Source organism: Bordetella tumulicola (assembly GCF_054779135.1).
Genome location: NZ_BAAGYU010000009.1, coordinates 1 through 16,721, shown reverse-complemented (window position 1 = coordinate 16,721; position 16,721 = coordinate 1). Strand labels below are relative to the sequence as shown.

15 protein-coding genes are annotated in these 16,721 nt (G+C 60.7%); 13 read left to right on the top strand and 2 right to left on the bottom strand.

Annotated features, from left to right (window positions below):
- Nucleotide 1: 1 nt before the first annotated feature.
- The 9 genes from holA (at nt 2) to ACYVDM_RS16425 (ending at nt 8,249) form a co-directional block, all read left to right on the top strand.
- Nucleotides 2-1,057: a DNA polymerase III subunit delta gene (gene holA, locus ACYVDM_RS16465; protein WP_460475426.1), complete on the top strand. Its 1,056-nt coding sequence runs from the start codon at nt 2-4 to the stop codon at nt 1,055-1,057.
- Nucleotides 1,058-1,232: 175 nt separating this feature from the next.
- A complete protein-coding gene (locus ACYVDM_RS16460; RefSeq protein WP_415787123.1) occupies nt 1,233-2,498 on the top strand; it encodes a glutamate-5-semialdehyde dehydrogenase in 1,266 nt (421 codons plus the stop codon).
- Between the two features lie 57 nt (nt 2,499-2,555).
- Nucleotides 2,556-2,936 carry a hypothetical protein gene (locus tag ACYVDM_RS16455; protein WP_415787121.1) on the top strand — a complete coding sequence of 127 codons (381 nt, stop codon included), beginning with the start codon at nt 2,556-2,558 and terminating at the stop codon, nt 2,934-2,936.
- Nucleotides 2,937-2,965: 29 nt separating this feature from the next.
- Nucleotides 2,966-3,250: a GNAT family N-acetyltransferase gene (locus ACYVDM_RS16450; RefSeq protein WP_415787119.1), complete on the top strand. Its 285-nt coding sequence runs from the start codon at nt 2,966-2,968 to the stop codon at nt 3,248-3,250.
- A gap of 3 nt (nt 3,251-3,253) precedes the next feature.
- Nucleotides 3,254-3,634 (top strand): YchJ family protein, encoded by a 381-nt coding sequence (locus ACYVDM_RS16445; protein ID WP_415787117.1) that lies wholly within the window; start codon nt 3,254-3,256, stop codon nt 3,632-3,634.
- A gap of 192 nt (nt 3,635-3,826) precedes the next feature.
- Nucleotides 3,827-4,525 (top strand): heavy metal response regulator transcription factor, encoded by a 699-nt coding sequence (locus ACYVDM_RS16440; RefSeq protein ID WP_415787115.1) that lies wholly within the window; start codon nt 3,827-3,829, stop codon nt 4,523-4,525.
- Between the two features lie 5 nt (nt 4,526-4,530).
- Nucleotides 4,531-5,904 (top strand): heavy metal sensor histidine kinase, encoded by a 1,374-nt coding sequence (locus ACYVDM_RS16435; protein ID WP_415787113.1) that lies wholly within the window; start codon nt 4,531-4,533, stop codon nt 5,902-5,904.
- Nucleotides 5,905-5,960: 56 nt separating this feature from the next.
- On the top strand, nt 5,961-7,400 hold the full coding sequence (locus ACYVDM_RS16430; RefSeq protein ID WP_415787111.1) for an APC family permease: 1,440 nt from the start codon (nt 5,961-5,963) through the stop codon (nt 7,398-7,400).
- 27 nt (nt 7,401-7,427) lie between these two features.
- Nucleotides 7,428-8,249 (top strand): SAM-dependent methyltransferase, encoded by an 822-nt coding sequence (locus ACYVDM_RS16425; RefSeq protein WP_415787109.1) that lies wholly within the window; start codon nt 7,428-7,430, stop codon nt 8,247-8,249.
- 108 nt (nt 8,250-8,357) lie between these two features.
- On the opposite strand, the gene ACYVDM_RS16420 is transcribed toward ACYVDM_RS16425, so the two are convergent.
- A complete protein-coding gene (locus ACYVDM_RS16420) occupies nt 8,358-9,914 on the bottom strand; it encodes a phospholipase D family protein (protein WP_415787107.1) in 1,557 nt (518 codons plus the stop codon).
- Between the two features lie 221 nt (nt 9,915-10,135).
- Here ACYVDM_RS16420 and ACYVDM_RS16415 point away from each other — a divergent pair, with 221 nt between their 5' ends.
- Complete coding sequence (locus tag ACYVDM_RS16415) at nt 10,136-11,053, top strand: isocitrate lyase/PEP mutase family protein (RefSeq protein ID WP_415787105.1); 918 nt, start codon at nt 10,136-10,138, stop codon at nt 11,051-11,053.
- Between the two features lie 51 nt (nt 11,054-11,104).
- On the opposite strand, the gene ACYVDM_RS16410 is transcribed toward ACYVDM_RS16415, so the two are convergent.
- Nucleotides 11,105-11,824 carry an IclR family transcriptional regulator gene (locus ACYVDM_RS16410; RefSeq protein ID WP_415788819.1) on the bottom strand — a complete coding sequence of 240 codons (720 nt, stop codon included), beginning with the start codon at nt 11,822-11,824 and terminating at the stop codon, nt 11,105-11,107.
- 236 nt (nt 11,825-12,060) lie between these two features.
- Between ACYVDM_RS16410 and ACYVDM_RS16405 the strand changes: the two genes are divergently transcribed.
- From ACYVDM_RS16405 to ACYVDM_RS16395, 3 genes are read left to right on the top strand one after another with little or no spacing between them, the layout of a single operon-like run.
- Nucleotides 12,061-13,263, top strand: a complete 1,203-nt coding sequence (locus ACYVDM_RS16405) for an efflux RND transporter periplasmic adaptor subunit (protein WP_415787103.1) — start codon at nt 12,061-12,063, stop codon at nt 13,261-13,263.
- Nucleotides 13,260-15,272: a MacB family efflux pump subunit gene (locus ACYVDM_RS16400; protein WP_415787101.1), complete on the top strand. Its 2,013-nt coding sequence runs from the start codon at nt 13,260-13,262 to the stop codon at nt 15,270-15,272. Before ACYVDM_RS16405 ends, ACYVDM_RS16400 begins: the two co-directional genes overlap by 4 nt.
- The gene (locus ACYVDM_RS16395) at nt 15,269-16,675 is read left to right on the top strand and encodes an efflux transporter outer membrane subunit (RefSeq protein ID WP_415787099.1); all 1,407 of its coding nucleotides are present in this window, start codon (nt 15,269-15,271) and stop codon (nt 16,673-16,675) included. The genes ACYVDM_RS16400 and ACYVDM_RS16395 overlap by 4 nt, the downstream gene beginning before the upstream one ends.
- Nucleotides 16,676-16,721: the final 46 nt, after the last annotated feature.

Sequence of the window (16,721 nt, the reverse complement as noted above, 5' to 3'; positions counted from 1 at the left end):
CATGGGGCAACAGCTGGACGCTGATCGCCTGGCCGATCATCTACAGCGCGCCGGGCAAAGCCTGGCGCCGCTGTACGTGCTGTCCGGCGACGAACCCCTGCTGGTTATCGAAACCACCGACGCGCTGCGTGCCGCCGCGCGCCAGGCGGGCTATACCGACCGTACGTCCATGATCATGGATGCGCGTAGTGACTGGAGCGCCGTCTTTGCCGCTACTCAAAGCGTCTCGCTATTTGGCGACCGGCGCATTCTGGAAATTAAGCTCCCCACCGGCAAACCAGGCAAGACCGGTGCGGATACGCTGACCAAACTGGCCACCCAGGCCGCCGCGCAGCCCGACCCCGATACCATGATTGTGGTGGCGTTGCCCCGTCTGGACAAAGCCACCCGCGACACCAAATGGGCGCAAGCGCTGGCGCAAAACGGCATCATGGTAGAGCTGCCCGCCATCGAGCGCGGCCGCCTGCCCGCCTGGATCGGGGCGCGCCTCGCGCGCCAAAACCAGCGTACCGACAGTACGACGTTGCAATGGATCGCCGATAAAGTCGAAGGTAACCTGCTGGCGGCCCACCAGGAAATCCAGAAGCTCGCACTGCTCTATCCCGAGGGTCAATTGGCTGCCGAGGACGTCGAGCGCGCCGTGCTCAACGTAGCCCGCTACGATGTATTCGGTTTGCGAGATGCCATGCTGGCGGGCGATGCCTCACGCACCGTTCGCATGCTCGAAGGCCTGCGCGCCGAGGGCGAAGCCCTGCCTTTGGTGCTCTGGGCCGTCGGCGACGAGATCCGTCTCCTGGCGCGTGTGGCCGAGGCACGCGCCAACGGCCAGGATACCGGCGCCCTGATGCGCCGTCTGCGAATTTTCGGCGCCCATGAAAAACTGGCCCTGCAGGCCCTGGGACGCATCCCGGCCAAAGCCTGGCCCGTCGCCGTCCAGCACGCCCACGAGGTCGACCGCCTGATCAAGGGCCTGACCGTCCCCGGCCGCCTATCCGATCCTTGGGAAGAAATGACCCGGCTGGCTCTGCGCGTGGCCGCTGCCGGCAGGCGTGCCTGATTCGTGAAGAGGGCCACCACGGGTACCAGTGCCGTTGGTTCGCCTGCCGACGCCTGGTTTTCCGCGGCGCCCCAGTGTGCTCCCTCAGCAGCCCATCAGGGCGCAACAGGTACACTTAACCCTATCTGCTGGTGCACAACGCGGCGCCACTTACAAAATCTTGCTAGACACGTTCATGTCCTTTTCTGATCTCGATTCCGCCATGCTGGCCTTGGGCGAGAACGCCAGACGCGCATCGCGTGCCATGATGCGCGCCACCGGCGCGGCGAAAAACCGGGCCTTGCTCGCCATGGCCGACGCCCTGCTCGAGCGCGGCGACACGCTCAAGGCCGCCAATGCCAAAGACCTCGAGGCCGCGCGCGCCAACGGTCTGGAACCCGCCCTGCTCGATCGCCTGACCCTGTCGGACAAATCGCTCGCCCAGATGGCCGAGGGTCTGCGTCAAATCACGAGCCTACCAGACCCCGTCGGCAGCACCACGGCAGGCAGCACCCGCCCCAACGGGATGAGGGTCGCCCAGATGCGGGTCCCGCTGGGTGTCATCGGCATCATCTATGAATCTCGCCCCAACGTCACCATCGACGCCGCTGCGCTGTGCTTGAAATCCGGCAATGCCACGATTTTGCGTGGGGGTAGCGAGGCCTTTCACTCCAACGTCGCGCTCGGCGAGATCGTACAAACCGGCCTGCAGGCCGCGGGTCTGCCTGCCGAGGCTGTTCAAGTCGTCGGCACGACCGACCGCGCGGCCGTCGGCAAGCTCATCACGATGACCGAGCACATCGATGTCATCGTTCCGCGCGGCGGCAAAGGCCTGATTGCACGCCTGGCACGCGAGGCACGCGTCCCCTTGATCAAACACCTGGACGGCAACTGCCACGTCTACATCGACGCGGCCGCCGATCCGGAAAAAGCCCACACCATCGCCTTTAATGCAAAAACCTATCGCTATGGGATTTGCGGCACGATGGAAACCCTGCTGATCGATGCCGGCGCCGCCATTTCCATCCTGCCCCGACTGGCCACGGCCTTTACCGCACACGGCGTCGAACTGCGCGGCTGTCCTCGTACCTGTGACATCGTGCCGGCCGCCAAACCCGCCACCGAGCAAGACTGGGCCACGGAATATCTGGCGCCCATCCTGGCGGTGCGTATCGTCGACTCGCTCGACGAAGCCATAGAGCACATCGCCCGATGGAGCTCCGGCCACACCGAATCAATCGTGACCGAAGACCTCTCCGCGGCTCAGCGTTTTCAGCGTGAAGTCGACTCCAGCTCCGTCTATGTCAATCTGCCCACCTGCTTTGCCGATGGCTTCGAATACGGCCTGGGCGCAGAAATCGGCATTTCGACCAACCGCCTGCACGCACGCGGTCCAGTCGGCCTCGAAGGCCTCACCACCCTAAAATGGATACTGAACGGCGAAGGGCAGACACGGGGTTAGATACCACCCAGCTCCGCCACGCCCGACCCGTCGCCCACTCGTTACCAATTAAATATTATGCCCACGCAAGTACTCGCCTACGCTTTCAGTCTCGTCACGTTATGTTTTGTCGTCTGCTGCTTGTGCGGCCTCGTGCTGTTTTTCTTTCGCACAGAACGCATTAATGCCACGCTCAAGCACCCGCTGCTCGAGCACGGATCCTTTCGCCGTTTTCCGCTCGTCATCAAAACCACGATTTTTCAAGATTACTTCTTTCGCCTGGCCTTCCCCGGATTCAATTTCGGTATGTTTGCACATGCCAACAAACAGCTCAGCCACGTCGATCCCAAGCGCGTCCCCTTCGGCATCAAAGTCCCTATCGTCGGATTCTGGATGTCATGCTGGGTGGGCTTGATCGCCATGATCGCAGTCTGGGTCATGCTGCTGCTCTATCGTTGATCTCACAGGCCGTTGATCTCACGCACCCTATGTCCGACACCCCAATTGCCATTACGCACGACGAAGCACAAGGTCGCTTTCAAGCCGACGTGGATGGGCACCTTTGCGTGCTGGATTACCAACTGCGTGGCAACACCATGATCATCCAGCACACGGGCGTACCTGGCGCGATTGGCGGCCGGGGAATCGCCGCGGCGCTGACCCGCCATGCCCTGGACACGGCCCGCAAACGTGGCTGGCTCGTCCTGCCGGTATGCTCCTATGCCGCGGCCTACATCGCTCGGCACCCCGATTATCAAGACCTGGTAGCCTGATCCATGCCGTCATGCCCGTGCGAAAGCGGCCTGACTTATGCACGATGCTGCGAGCCATGGCATCGTGGCTCGCAACGTCTGCAGGCCCCCACCGCAGAGGCCTTGATGCGTTCGCGTTACAGCGCGTTTGTCCTGGACGAACTGTCGTATTTACGCGATACGTGGCACCCAGATACGCGACCAACACAACTCGACCCCAATCCCGCGGACTTGAAATGGCTGGGGCTGCAAATCAAGCAGCACATCCAGCAGGATGCCGAGCACGCCAGTGTTGAATTCGTCGCACGTTACCGTCAGGCGGGCCGAGCCACGCGCCTGCACGAAATCAGCCGATTCCTGCGCGTCGACGGCCACTGGCTCTACCTGGATGGCGAACACCGCTGATTCGCCTACACTGGACGTTACGCTTGGCATCGGCTATCGGCCGGCGCCAAGCCTACCCCTCAAAATACGCGACATAGCGGTGTAGCTGACAAAAATGTCAGCGTATCGTCAGCGCGGTGACCCACACGCCTACGTAGACTGATTTCCCGTGGTACGAGTTGTTTCCCCCTTGTACAAGAGCGATCCCACCTCATGCGTGTACTTGTCGTTGAAGACGAAGCAAAGACATCCTCTTATATTCTGCGGGGGCTGACCGAGCTCGGCTATACCGTTGATGTCGCTGACACGGGCGTGGATGGCCTGCATTTGGCCCTGGAATTCGACTACGACGCCATCGTGCTCGATCTGATGCTGCCCGGCCTGGATGGCCACGGCGTACTGACCCAACTGCGCCGCCAGAAATCCACTCCCATCATCATGTTGTCCGCCCGTGGCGCCGTCGATGATCGTGTCATCGGGTTACGCAAAGGGGCCGACGACTATCTGCCCAAGCCCTTCTCCTTTACGGAATTGGTCGCGCGCCTGCAAGCCCAGACACGACGCCGCACCGAGGCACGAGAACCCACCACGCTACAAATTGACGATCTGCATATCGACCTCCTGGCACGCAAAGTCGCCCGCGCCGGGCAGCGACTGGAGCTTACTGCCAAGGAATTCTCACTGCTCAGTCTGCTGGCGCGCCACGAGGGAGAGATTCTGTCCAAACTCACGATCGCCGAGCAAATCTGGGACATGAATTTCGATAGCGACATTAATGTCGTCGAAGTCGCCGTCAAACGACTGCGCGCCAAAGTTGACGCGCCTTACTCGCGAAAACTGCTGCATACCGTGCGCGGTATGGGGTATGTGCTCGAGGACCGACACGGTGACCAACCGGACGACACCGCATGATAGGCATGAGCCGCCGCACGTCCATTGCATGGCGATTGGCTACGATGTTCGCCATCACCGCCGCGGTGGTGTTTTCAGGGGTGGCGTTCTTTCTGTATTGTTTCCTGACGGAGTCCGTACGCGAGCAAGTGCGTGGCGAGCTCGAGTTTCATCACACGTTGCTTGACCCCATGATCGAGGCACGTCACACCGAACCTCAATGGGAGCTCGTGCGCCGCAAACTCGATGGTTTTTCCCAAGAAGGCGCCCGTGTTCGCTACTGGATACGGAGCGCTGACGACCGGTTTGCTTACGGTGGCCCATTCCTGCTGGAAAACGGCCAGGCGATGCCCAAAGCGCCATTCGGTTTCGTCAAAGTCCGTGATCCTGCCAACGTCTGGGCCGTCATGAGCCGCGCGATTCCGGCCTCTGGCGATCGCCCCGAAGTCGAGTTCATTGTGGCGCTGGATGCCTCGGCCCATATCGATACCAAAGAGAAATTCACCCAGGTCATGAGCATTGCGTCAGCGCTGGGTATTTTGCTGGTTGCGATATTGGGCTACTGGATAGCCAAACTGGGGCTATGTCCCGTCCGTAAGCTGAGCCGGCAAGCCAACCTCCTGCCGCCCAACAACCCACGTGAACGCCTGGATACCGTCGGACTGCCCCCCGAAATCCGCGAGTTGGCCGTGTCCTTCAACAACGCTCTGGAACGTCGCGAAGCCGCCTGGCTGCAACTCGAGGGCTTTAACGCTGACGTCGCCCATGAGCTACGCACACCACTGACCAATTTGATCGGCCAGACCCAGGTCGCTCTCGTGCGCGAACGCGACCTCGGTGCATTGCAAGATCTCCTTGAGTCCAATCTGGAAGAGCTCGAACGCATGAGCAGCATCGTCAACGATATGCTGTTCCTGTCCTGCGCCGACAACGGGCATCGTGCCGCGGAACTCAGCGACATTTCTTTATTGACCGAATCGCGCAAGACAGTGGAATACGTCGAAGACACCTTCTCCGAACGCCATCTCGTCGTGCGCGTCGAGGGCGATGCTCAGGTACACGCCGACAAGCGTCTCTTTCATCGCGCGCTGGCTAATCTGCTGTCCAACAGCGCGCGTTATGCCTATACCGGCACCGATGTCATCGTCGCCATTGAAACGCGCGGCGATCATGCGTGGATTTCCGTTTCCAACCATGGCGACCCGATCCCCCCTGACCTGCAGTCTCGTCTATTCGAACGCTTTTATCGTGGCGATGTCGCGCGCACCCAGAGTGGCATTCACCACGGGCTGGGTTTATCCATCGTACGCGCGATTGCTTCCATGCATGGTGGCGCCGTCTTTATTCGTAGCGAACACGGTATCAACACCTTCGGCTTCTCTTTGCTGAAGTCGATTTAGTCCCCATCGTTTCACCCGCCATGCTGGCGGTCGATTGTCCAGAACCTGACAAATTCATGAACAGCCCTTCCCAGCACAGTACGGACTCCCTTGCCCTCCCGACCGCGCCACGGGTGTCATCACCCACGTCACGATCCGAGACAGCATCGGCCAAACCCGTCAGCACGCTATCGGTCTTTGACGCCGTCATCATCATGGTGGGCATCGTCATCGGCATAGGCATCTTTCGAACTCCATCCATCGTGGCCGCCAATGTCAACTCTGAATGGGCGTTTATCATGGTGTGGGTCGCGGGCGGCCTGGTCACATTGATGGGCGCACTGTGTTATGCCGAGCTCTCGGCCGCGCACCCTCATGCCGGTGGCGAATATCATTTTCTATCGCGCGCCTACGGTCGCCCCGTCGCCATGTTGTTTGGCTGGGCACGAGGTACCGTCATTCAAACGGGCGCCATCGCAGGCGTGGCATTTGTGCTGGGGGATTATGTTTCCCAGCTATTCCCGCTCGGACGCTACGGCCCCGCGCTCTACGCGGCACTGGCCGTCATGCTGTTCACCGGCATCAACGTCATCGGCACCGCGCAAAGCAAGACCCTCCAGGTTGTCGTGACCTTGATCGAAATCGGCGCACTGGCCGCGGTAATTCTTTTTGGATTATTCGGCTCACCCGCCGAAACGGCACCAGCAACACCGACCGCCCCAACAGAAACCGCCGCCCTGGGCGTAGCCATGATCTTTGTCCTGTTGACCTTCGGCGGCTGGAACGAGGCAGCCTATCTGACGGGCGAACTCAAAGACGCCCCACGCAACATCGCAAAAGTGCTAGTAGCCGGCACCCTGATTCTGGTCATTCTGTATGTGCTGGCCAATGTGGCCTTGCTGTCGATACTCGGCCTGGACGGACTGCGCAGTTCGGATGCGGTGGCCGCCGACATGATGCGGCGCGTCGCCGGCGGCACCGGCGAAATCGTCGTCACCCTGGCCATCATCGTGGCCGCGGTATCCACACTGAACGCCACCATCTTTACCGGCGCGCGGGTCTTTTATGCCATGGCGCAAGATCTGTCCGTCATGCGCTGGATGGGCGTCTGGAACGGCCGCGGCAAAACCCCCGCCAATGGACAACTCGTCCAAGGCGCCATCGCCCTGACCTTGATCGCCATGGGCGCGGTCACCCGCGATGGCTTCAAGGCCATGGTGGACTACACCGCGCCCGTTTTCTGGGGGTTTCTGTTATTGATCGGCCTTGCCGTGTTCGTGCTGCGCTGGAGACATCCCGGGCGTGAACTCCCCTACCGCGTGCCGCTGTATCCCATCACCCCGATTGTGTTCTGCCTGACCTGCCTGTACATGCTGTACGCCAGTACGCTGCACACCGGCGCAGCGGCCTGGGTAGGTATCGCCGTACTAGCCGCAGGCACTCCCCTCTTGTTGCTCAGGAACAAAGCCGTTGAACCCACTGTCGCCGCCGATCCGAGCGACGACAACGCCCACTGACTTACCTTCTTAACAAGGAGAACGTCCATGCAAACGTTGCAAAAATCCTTAGTGTCCGCGGCGCTCTGCGCCATGGCCTGGCATGCCAACCTTGCCGCCCAAACCGCGACCACCGAGACCTCGACCTACGAGCCTACCGTTGGTCAATCCGGTAAAGACGTGGTCTGGGTGCCTACGCCCCAAGCGCTGGTCGATCGTATGCTGGAAATGGCCGAACTCACCCCTGAAGATCGCCTGGTCGACCTCGGCTCGGGTGACGGTCGCACCGTTATCACCGCCGCCAAACGCGGCGCTACGGCACGCGGCATCGAATTCAACCCCGACATGGTCGCCTTGGCGAAACAGGCGGCAAAAGCCGAAGGCGTCGCCGACAAGGCAAAATTTGAACAAGCCGATATTTTCAAGTCGGATTTCTCCGAGGCGACGGTCTTGACGTTGTTCTTGTTGCCCAGTCTGAACGAGCGCTTACGCCCGATCATCCTGGAAATGAAACCCGGCACGCGCGTTGTCTCCAACTCATTCACCATGGGTGATTGGCAACCTGATGAATCCGACCAAGTCAACGAAAACTGCTCCGCCTATTGCAACGCTCACAAATGGATCGTCCCCGCCAAAGTCGCCGGCACCTGGAAGCTCGGTGACAAGGAGCTGGTACTCAACCAACGCTATCAAATGCTGAGTGGATCGCTGCGCGACGGCACCAACGTCATACCGATTACCGAAGCACGCCTCAATGGCGAAGCGATTCAGTTCACCGCGGGAGACCAGCAATACACAGGCCAAGTATCAGGCAAGCGCATGGAGGGCGCGACGCAAGACAACACAGCCTGGCAAGCATCGCGCGAGTAGCACGGAGTACTCGGTCAACGCATGCTGGACAGCGGGCCTCGTTAATATCGCCTCATGTACATGCAGGTAGGGTGCGCAGTGGGCGGTACAGCAGAAAGTACTTTCAACTTACAGCAGCCACTCTATAGGCAACACGGACAGAAACGCGACATAGGCACGTTTGAACAGGCTAGTTTCAGGTTCCGTGTCGTGATAAATCTGCTGACCGCCCAGGGTCTCTACCCAAACTATCTTGCCGGACTCCGACAGGCGAACCTCGTATGAGCTCTCGGGTATTTCTTTGTCGAAGGAGCTCCCGATCTGGCGTGCCATGATCGGGCTTTCAATGACGAAGCCCAACTCTGTATTCAAGTGCGCCGAACGCGGATCGAAGTTGAATGAGCCCACGAATGCCCGCTTCTGATCCACGGCAAAAGTCTTGGCGTGCAAACTGGAACCTGAGCTACCAAAGGGCCCGCCTTTTTCTTTATCCTTATCTTTCCGATCGGTCTCTGGCAATCTGCTGCGCATCTCGTACAGCGTGACGCCGGCTTCGAGCAGGTCTTTGCGCCGCTTGGCATAGCCCGCATGAACCACGGCGACGTCTGTCGCATCTAATGAGTTGGTCAACACGCGCAGCTTGATGCCGCTTTTCGCCATTTTCGTAAACACTTCCACACCAGCCGCGGTGGGCACAAAATACGGCGAAATCAGATCAACGTTGTGAGTTGGACGTCCCAGGAGTTCGGTCAATTGATACGTCAGCATGGCATCAGAGGCAGCCTTGCCCAGGCCTTTGGCCGGATCGTCGCTGACCAGGCGCGTGTCGGCCCATTCGTAGACGAGAGTCCCTTGCAGCATTTGGCTAATGAACGCAGACTCTTTAATCGCCCGCATATACTCCGCCGCGGGCCGGGATTCAGCCACGCTTTTCGCAGTCGATGCCAGTGTCTGCAAGACCGCCGCATCGACCTTGGGCAGAATCAGGTCGACCGGGTAGGCTGATTCACTCGCCCAATAACGATCAAAGTCGGCGGATACGTCATTGACCACCGCTCCAATAGCCATGACATCCAGATCCGCGAACAGCACTGCCTCTGCGGCCCCGAAGTACTCGTCGCCTACATTGCGTCCGCCCACAATCGTCGCTTGATTGTCAGCGGTGAATGACTTGTTGTGCATGCGGCGATTCGAACGCATGAAGTCGGTCACAAAACCGAGGATCTTGGGCTGTCGCACCACAAAGGGGTTGAACAAGCGGATCTCGATGTTGGGATGCATGTGCAACGCCGCCAACTCGCTGTCCAGCCCTGAGGTGCCGTTATCGTCCAGCAGCAAACGGACACGTACGCCTCGATCCGCTGCCGCGCGCAACTCTTCGAGCAGCAGAGTACCGGTGACGTCGCCACGCCAAATGTAGTACTGCACATCCAGCGTCTTTTGCGCGGACCGTGCCAGCAATGCGCGGGCGGCAAAAGCATCGTGCGCGTCGGGCAGCGCATAGATACCACTTTTCCCGGGGTGCTGTCGGGCTTGCGGCGCAATAGCGCGGCCCAACGCGGTGTCCTGCGCTTCGGTTTGACTCAGCGCGACGCTGGGGGTGCGCGCCGAGAGATCAGGCAAGGAGCAGCCTCCAAGCAAACCGAGGCACAAGCAAAGGACAAGCGCAAAACGGGTACACGCCATACAGACAGAGGAAAGGAAAGCCCAACTTTACACTGGCGCACGATGACGCATCGTGACATGCCAGAACTGCCCCGATACCGGATTTCAAAGAATCGCGAGGCATTCAAAGGAATCACCGCCTTGACAGCAGATCGGAACATTGAATAGTATTTCTATTAGAATAAATTAAATTCTATTAGATAAAATATCAAATAACCTGACTACTTCGTTTTGGAGAGCATGTGACCGTTCCTATTAACCATCAGGATTACCCCCTCGGCTTGCGTCAACCAACCGGTAGAAATGCAGCGCTAAGACGTCGGCTTGCCGCGCAGAACGTGCTGGTCGCGCCGGGTGTCTACGACTGCATCGGCGCACGACTGGTGGAGCAGGCCGGATTCGAAGCGACGTACTTGACCGGATCCGGCATGTCGATGTCCGCACTGGGCGCGCCGGACGTCGGTCTTATGTCCTTTTCCGAGGTCCTAGATCGTGCATCTCGCGTGGCCGACGTCGTATCGGTGCCCGTCATCGTTGACGCGGATACGGGCTATGGCGGCCCGCTGAATGTCATCCGTACTGTCAGAGCATTCGAACGAGCAGGTGTGTCCGGTATCCAAATAGAAGACCAGGCCTGGCCCAAAAAGTGCGGACACGAAGGCGGAAGAAACCTCGTGTCCACCAATGAAATGGTCGGTCGCATCAAAGCCGCCGTCGACGCACGGATCGACCCCGATCTCGTCATTGTGGCGCGCACCGATGCACGAACCGACCAGGGCCTCGATGCTGCGCTAGAGCGTGCGGCTCTATATGCAGAAGCGGGCGCGGACGTGCTGTTTGTGGAGAGTCCTGAGAATAAAGACGAATTGGCCGAAGTCGCTCGGCGATTGAATGTCCCGGTATTGGCCAACATGGTCGAAGGCGGCCGCACACCGATCCTGCCTGCGGATGTATTGACGCAACTGGGGTTCTCGCTCGCGATCTATCCCAATGCCGTAACCCGCTGCTTTACCTACGCGGGGCAGCAAATGCTGAAAGAGTTGGCCAGCACAGGAACGACGGCCGGCGCAGCCGATCGCATGCTGTCGCATCGTCAGCTGTGGTCCCTGTTCGAATACGAAAAATGGACCGCGACCGAAGATCGTTTGCGTCACGACTAAGCGAGTTTTATCGCGCGCTGGTATTGCGCTGGCGCGCCAAACACACAGAAGTCACGACACGTTACCTCCCAATCTTTCCGTTAATTTCCTAGCCTCTTCGCACACAATTTGAATATGCGTCGGGGCGTATCGCTGGGCAGGCATGGTGAGCACGAGCGCGCCGCGAAGACCGCCTTGCGCATCAAACACTGGAGCCGATATGCCAGCGAGGTCCGGTGACCGGTCGCTGATCGGCGATGCCTTGAATCCTGCCTGGCGTATTTCATCGTATTGGCGTCCTGTTGCACCGGCGAAGGCGAGCAACACGTGTCCGCCAGAACCCCGCTCCAGCGGCAAAAGGTCACCGGCCTGGCTTTGATCGGATAACGATTGTGGTGAATTGACGCGAAACAGCACCAAACGGTGATCTCCCTGCCTCACGTGTAAAGAAGCGCTCTCCTGGCTACGGGCAACCAACTGCTCAAGCGCGGGCAAAACGAGATCTTGCAGATTGAACGAGGAGGCATACACGCGATAAAGCTGTGCCGCCCCATGACCCAATGCATAGCGGCCATCGTTGCGCTTCGTGACGAGATTGAAATGCAGCAGCGACGCAAGGAGACGAAGCACGGTGCTGGGAACAAGTTGCACCCGCTCGGACAGCTCGCTCAGCGTAAGCCCGTGATCCGTATCTCGAAAAGCAGCCAGGATAGTCAAGGCTCGATCAACTGCGGTTACCCCGCCTTCGGAAGCATGGGCGGCATTTTGCGGGCGTACGGGATATCTGGGCATGGCTTTATATGTCGTGCTGACTGGAATCATTTTAATTTTATTATAAAGAATTTAATTCTATTTAATAAAATTCAATATGCAAGTCAGTCATTTAGTAACATCCACCGGATACCCCTTAAGTCATGCGCAGTTCATGAGAATCATTCACCATCGAGTACCATACGCGGTGGTGCGCAAATCGCCTTATGCCCGGCGAAGCCCAGCACTGCCCTCCCCGTCCGTCTTAAAACCCTTGCATGACGAATTCGACCGCGAAGCCTCTGGGTAAAACCAAGAAAAAACGTTATCTCTGGATCGCAATAGCCTTGGTGGCCATGCTGCTGCTGGGCAAGATGCTGTTCTTCAGCGTACCACCCAAGCCCGACTACGTCACTGCAGAGGCCCGCCTGGCCGACATGGAAGACAGCGTGCTGGCCTCCGGTACGCTGGAAGCCGTGCGGCAGGTCAGCGTCGGCGCTCAGGTGTCGGGCCAACTAAAATCGCTGAAAGTACAGTTGGGCGACGAAGTCGAGCAGGGCCAATTGGTGGCCGAGATCGATGACATGACCCAGCAGAACGACCTGCGCAACGTCCAGGCCGCGCTGGCTACGCGCAAGGCCGAGCGGCAGGCCAAGCAAGCCACGCTGAAACAGGCCGAGCTGGCCTACGCGCGCCAACGCCAGATGCTGGCGCGCGATGCCAGTTCGCGCGAAGACTTCGAACAAGCCGAGGCCACACTGAACGTCACGCGCGCCGACATCGTAGCCCTGGATGCGCAAATCGCCCAGGCCGAGATCGAGGTCGACACGGCGCGCGTCAACCTCGGCTACACCCGCATCTCGTCACCGATGAGCGGCAAGGTGGTGGCCATCGTCACCAAAGAAGGCCAGACGGTGAACTCGATCCAGACCGCGCCCACCATCATCAAAGTGGCACAGGTCGACACCATGACCGTCAAAGCGCAGATCTCGGAAGCCGACGTCACACGCGTGCGACCGGGTCAGAAAGTGTATTTCACGATTCTGGGCGAACCCGACAAACGCTACTACGGTACCCTGCGCGCCATTGAACCCGCGCCCGACTCAATCCAGCGCGACGAAAGCACCAGCACGCTGACAGGTGGCGGAACTGCCGCCAGCGGGACCAGCGAGGCGGTTTATTACAACGGCCTCTTCGACGTGCCCAACCCGGACGAGACACTGCGCATTTCGATGACGGCGCAAGTCTTCATTGTGCTGGGCGAGGCCAAGCAGACCCTGATCATCCCATCGTCCGCGCTGGGCAAGCGCGGCGAAGATGGCCGCTACACCGTGCAGGTGGTAGGCACGGACAACGAGCCGACCAAGCGCCAGATCAAGGTGGGCATGAACAACAATGTCAACGCCCAGGTGCTGGAAGGTCTGTCGGCGGGCGAACGCGTGGTGTCTGCCGAGGCCGCTGCCCCCGCGGTGGCGCAATGACGCTGCCGACCATGCGGGACACCCCGGACGAACATCCGCTGGTCAGCCTGCGCGGCGTCTGGCGCGAATTCGCCGCCGGAGACCAGGTCGTGGCAGTGCTGCGCGAGGTGGACCTGCGCATCGACGCAGGCGAAATGGTGGCCATCGTGGGCGCGTCCGGCTCGGGAAAATCCACGCTGATGAATATCCTGGGCTGCCTTGACCGGCCCAGCCGCGGTGTATACGAGGTCGATGGCCGCGCGACCGATACGATGACCCCGGACGAACTGGCCGAACTGCGGCGCGAACATTTCGGTTTCATCTTCCAGCGCTACCATCTACTGGCCGACCTGACTGCGCAGGGCAACGTAGAGATGCCGGCGATCTATGCCGGCACGCCACGCGGCATTCGACGCGATCGGGCCCAGGCCCTGTTGCGCCGCCTGGGGCTGGACCAGCGCCTGGACTACCGCCCCGGCCAACTGTCAGGTGGTCAGCAGCAGCGCGTCAGCATCGCGCGAGCCCTGACAAACGGCGGACGCATCATCCTGGCCGACGAGCCGACCGGCGCGCTGGACACGCATACCGGCCAGGAGGTACTGCGCATCCTGGAAGAACTCAACGACGCAGGCCACACTGTCGTCATCGTCACGCACGACATGAACGTCGCACACCATGCGCGCCGCATCATTGAAATCAGTGACGGCCAGATCGTGGCGGACCGCCGCAACACCGCCCCGCCACCGGCGCCGCCCGCCGCGCCCGCGGCGTCCACCGACCCGGTGCGAGCCGACCCACCACGCGAGCGCGCGCGCCCCTGGCTGGCCGAGGTAGAGCGTGTCGGCGAGGCGATGCGCATGGCATTGCTGGCCATGAACGCGCACCGGCTGCGCACCTTCTTGACCATGTTGGGCATCGTGATCGGTATCGCCGCGGTGGTGTCGGTAGTGGCGTTGGGCGAGGGTTCACGGCAGAAGATCCTGGCCGACATCAGCGAGATCGGCACCAACACTGTAGACATTTATCCGGGCAAGGACTTCGGTGACGAAAAAGCCGCCACTATTCGCACCCTGATGCCAGCCGATGCCGACGCGCTGGCGCGCCAAGCCTATGTGGACAGCGCCACCCCCCAGGTGTCGACCACCGCCTCGCTGCGCTACCGTAACGTGTCGGTCAATGGCTCGATCCAGGGGGTGGGCGAGCAGTTCTTTCGCGTGCGAGGCCTGCAGCCGGCCTTAGGCCAATTCTTCGATGCCGAAGCCGTGACGCGGCGTGCCCAGGAAGTCGTGATCGACGAGAACACACGCAAGGCGCTGTTCGGCAATCACACCGAACCGATTGGACAGGTGATTTTCCTGGGCGCCGTGCCGGCGCGTGTCATCGGCGTAACGGTCCGCAAAGAAAGCATGTTCGGCGATGGCCAGACGCTCAATGTCTGGATCCCATACACCACCGCGCTCAGCCGTGTACTGGGCCAGCAGCATCTGCGCGGCATTACCGTGCGGGTCAAGGACACCGTGCCCACCGAGATCGCCGCACAAGCCGTCACGCAGCTCATGCTGCAGCGCCACCGCACCAAGGATTTCTTCGTTTTCAACAGCGACACCATCCGGCAGACCATCGAGCGCACCACGGCCACGATGACGCTGCTGGTGTCGGCGATTGCCATCATTTCGCTGGTGGTGGGCGGCATTGGCGTGATGAACATCATGCTGGTGTCAGTCACCGAGCGCACCCGCGAGATCGGTGTACGGATGGCGGTCGGCGCGCGGCGCAGCGATATCATGCAGCAGTTCCTGATCGAGGCCGTGTTGGTCTGCCTGATCGGTGGCTTGCTGGGCATCCTGCTATCGCTAGGCCTGGGCGTGCTGGTGGCGCAGGCTTCCGGCGGCAGTTTCCGCTTGATCTATTCCGGCGCGTCGATGGTGGCCGCCTTTGTGTGCGCCACGCTGATCGGCGTGGGCTTCGGCTACCTGCCGGCACGCAACGCCGCCCGGCTCGACCCGGTCGAATCTCTGGCTCGAGAATGAACACTCCTTTCATCCGCGCGCGCCACATCGCCACTGCGCTGCTGCTGGCATTACCGCTAGCGCTAGTCGGCTGCGGCCTGATGCGCACCCCCTACGAACGCCCGGCGGTACAAAATCCGCCGACCTGGACGCAAGCCACGGCGCAGGACACGGCCAACGCCGGCGGCACCTGGTGGCGCAACTTCGACGACCCGGTACTCACGCAACTGATCGACTTGGCGCTGTCGCGCAACAACGACCTGGCCGCCGCCGCCGTGCGCGTGCGCATGGCGCAGCTACGGGCCGGCCTGGCGCGCTCGGACCAATTTCCCACGCTCGGCGGCGCTGTCGATATCAGCCGCCAGCGCAACCTGGATGGCGACCGGACGATCCTGCGCAATAACAATGCCAACCTGACCGTCAGCTACGAGCTTGATCTGTGGGACCGCCTGCAGGCCCAAACTGACGCTGCCGAATGGGAAGCCGCCGCCACAGAGCAAGATCGCGCCAGCGCTGCCCTGTCACTAGTAGGCACCACCGCCACACTGTACTGGCAGACAGCCTTCATCAACCAGCGCCTGGCCAGTGCCGACGAAAGCATCGCCTACGCACAGCGCACGCTGGAACTGGTGCAAGTGCAATACGACGCAGGCGGCACCTCGGCGCTGGAAGTGGCCGAAGCGCGCCAGAACCTGGCCAGCCAGCAGGCTGCCCGGACCCTGATGGCACAGCAGCGTGTCGAGACGGTCAATGCGCTGACGATCTTGTTCGATGGCCCGCCAAACCGCACCATGGCCGATCCGCCGCGGCTACCGCCGACCACTCTGCCGACCGTGCCGATTGGGGTGCCAGCCGATTTGCTCGCGCGCCGACCCGACCTGCGTGCCGCCGAATTGCGGTTGCGCCAAGCTCTGGCACAGACGGACGCCACGCGCTCGAGCTTCTATCCACCTATCACGCTGACCGGCGCCTTGGGTAGCGCCAGCACGGCACTGAGCAATCTGCTGCAAAATCCGGTCGGCACGCTGGGAGCGGGACTGACGCTGCCGTTTCTGAATTGGAACCAGATGCGCCTGAGCATCCAGGTATCCGAGGAGGAATACGCACTGCGCGTGCTGCTGTTCCGTCAAGCGCTATACCAGGCCATGACCGATGTCGAAAACGCCCTGTCGGCGCGCACCCAACTCCGCGCACAGGGCGAACTGCTAGCGCAATCCCTGGCCGCGGCGCAGCAAGCAGAAGATATGTACGAGGTACGCTATCGCAGCGGCGCCGTCGCGTTGCGATTCTGGCTCGACGCTCAAGAAAAACGCCGTACCGCCGAGATCGAACGAGATCAGAACACGCTGGACCGGCTACTCAACCAGGTTCAGTTGTACCAGGCGCTAGGCGGCGATACCCGCCAAGCGGACAGTGAGGATTGAGCGCCACAGGGTGGGTTGTAAGCCTCTGGCCGGAGGCGGCGGGCGT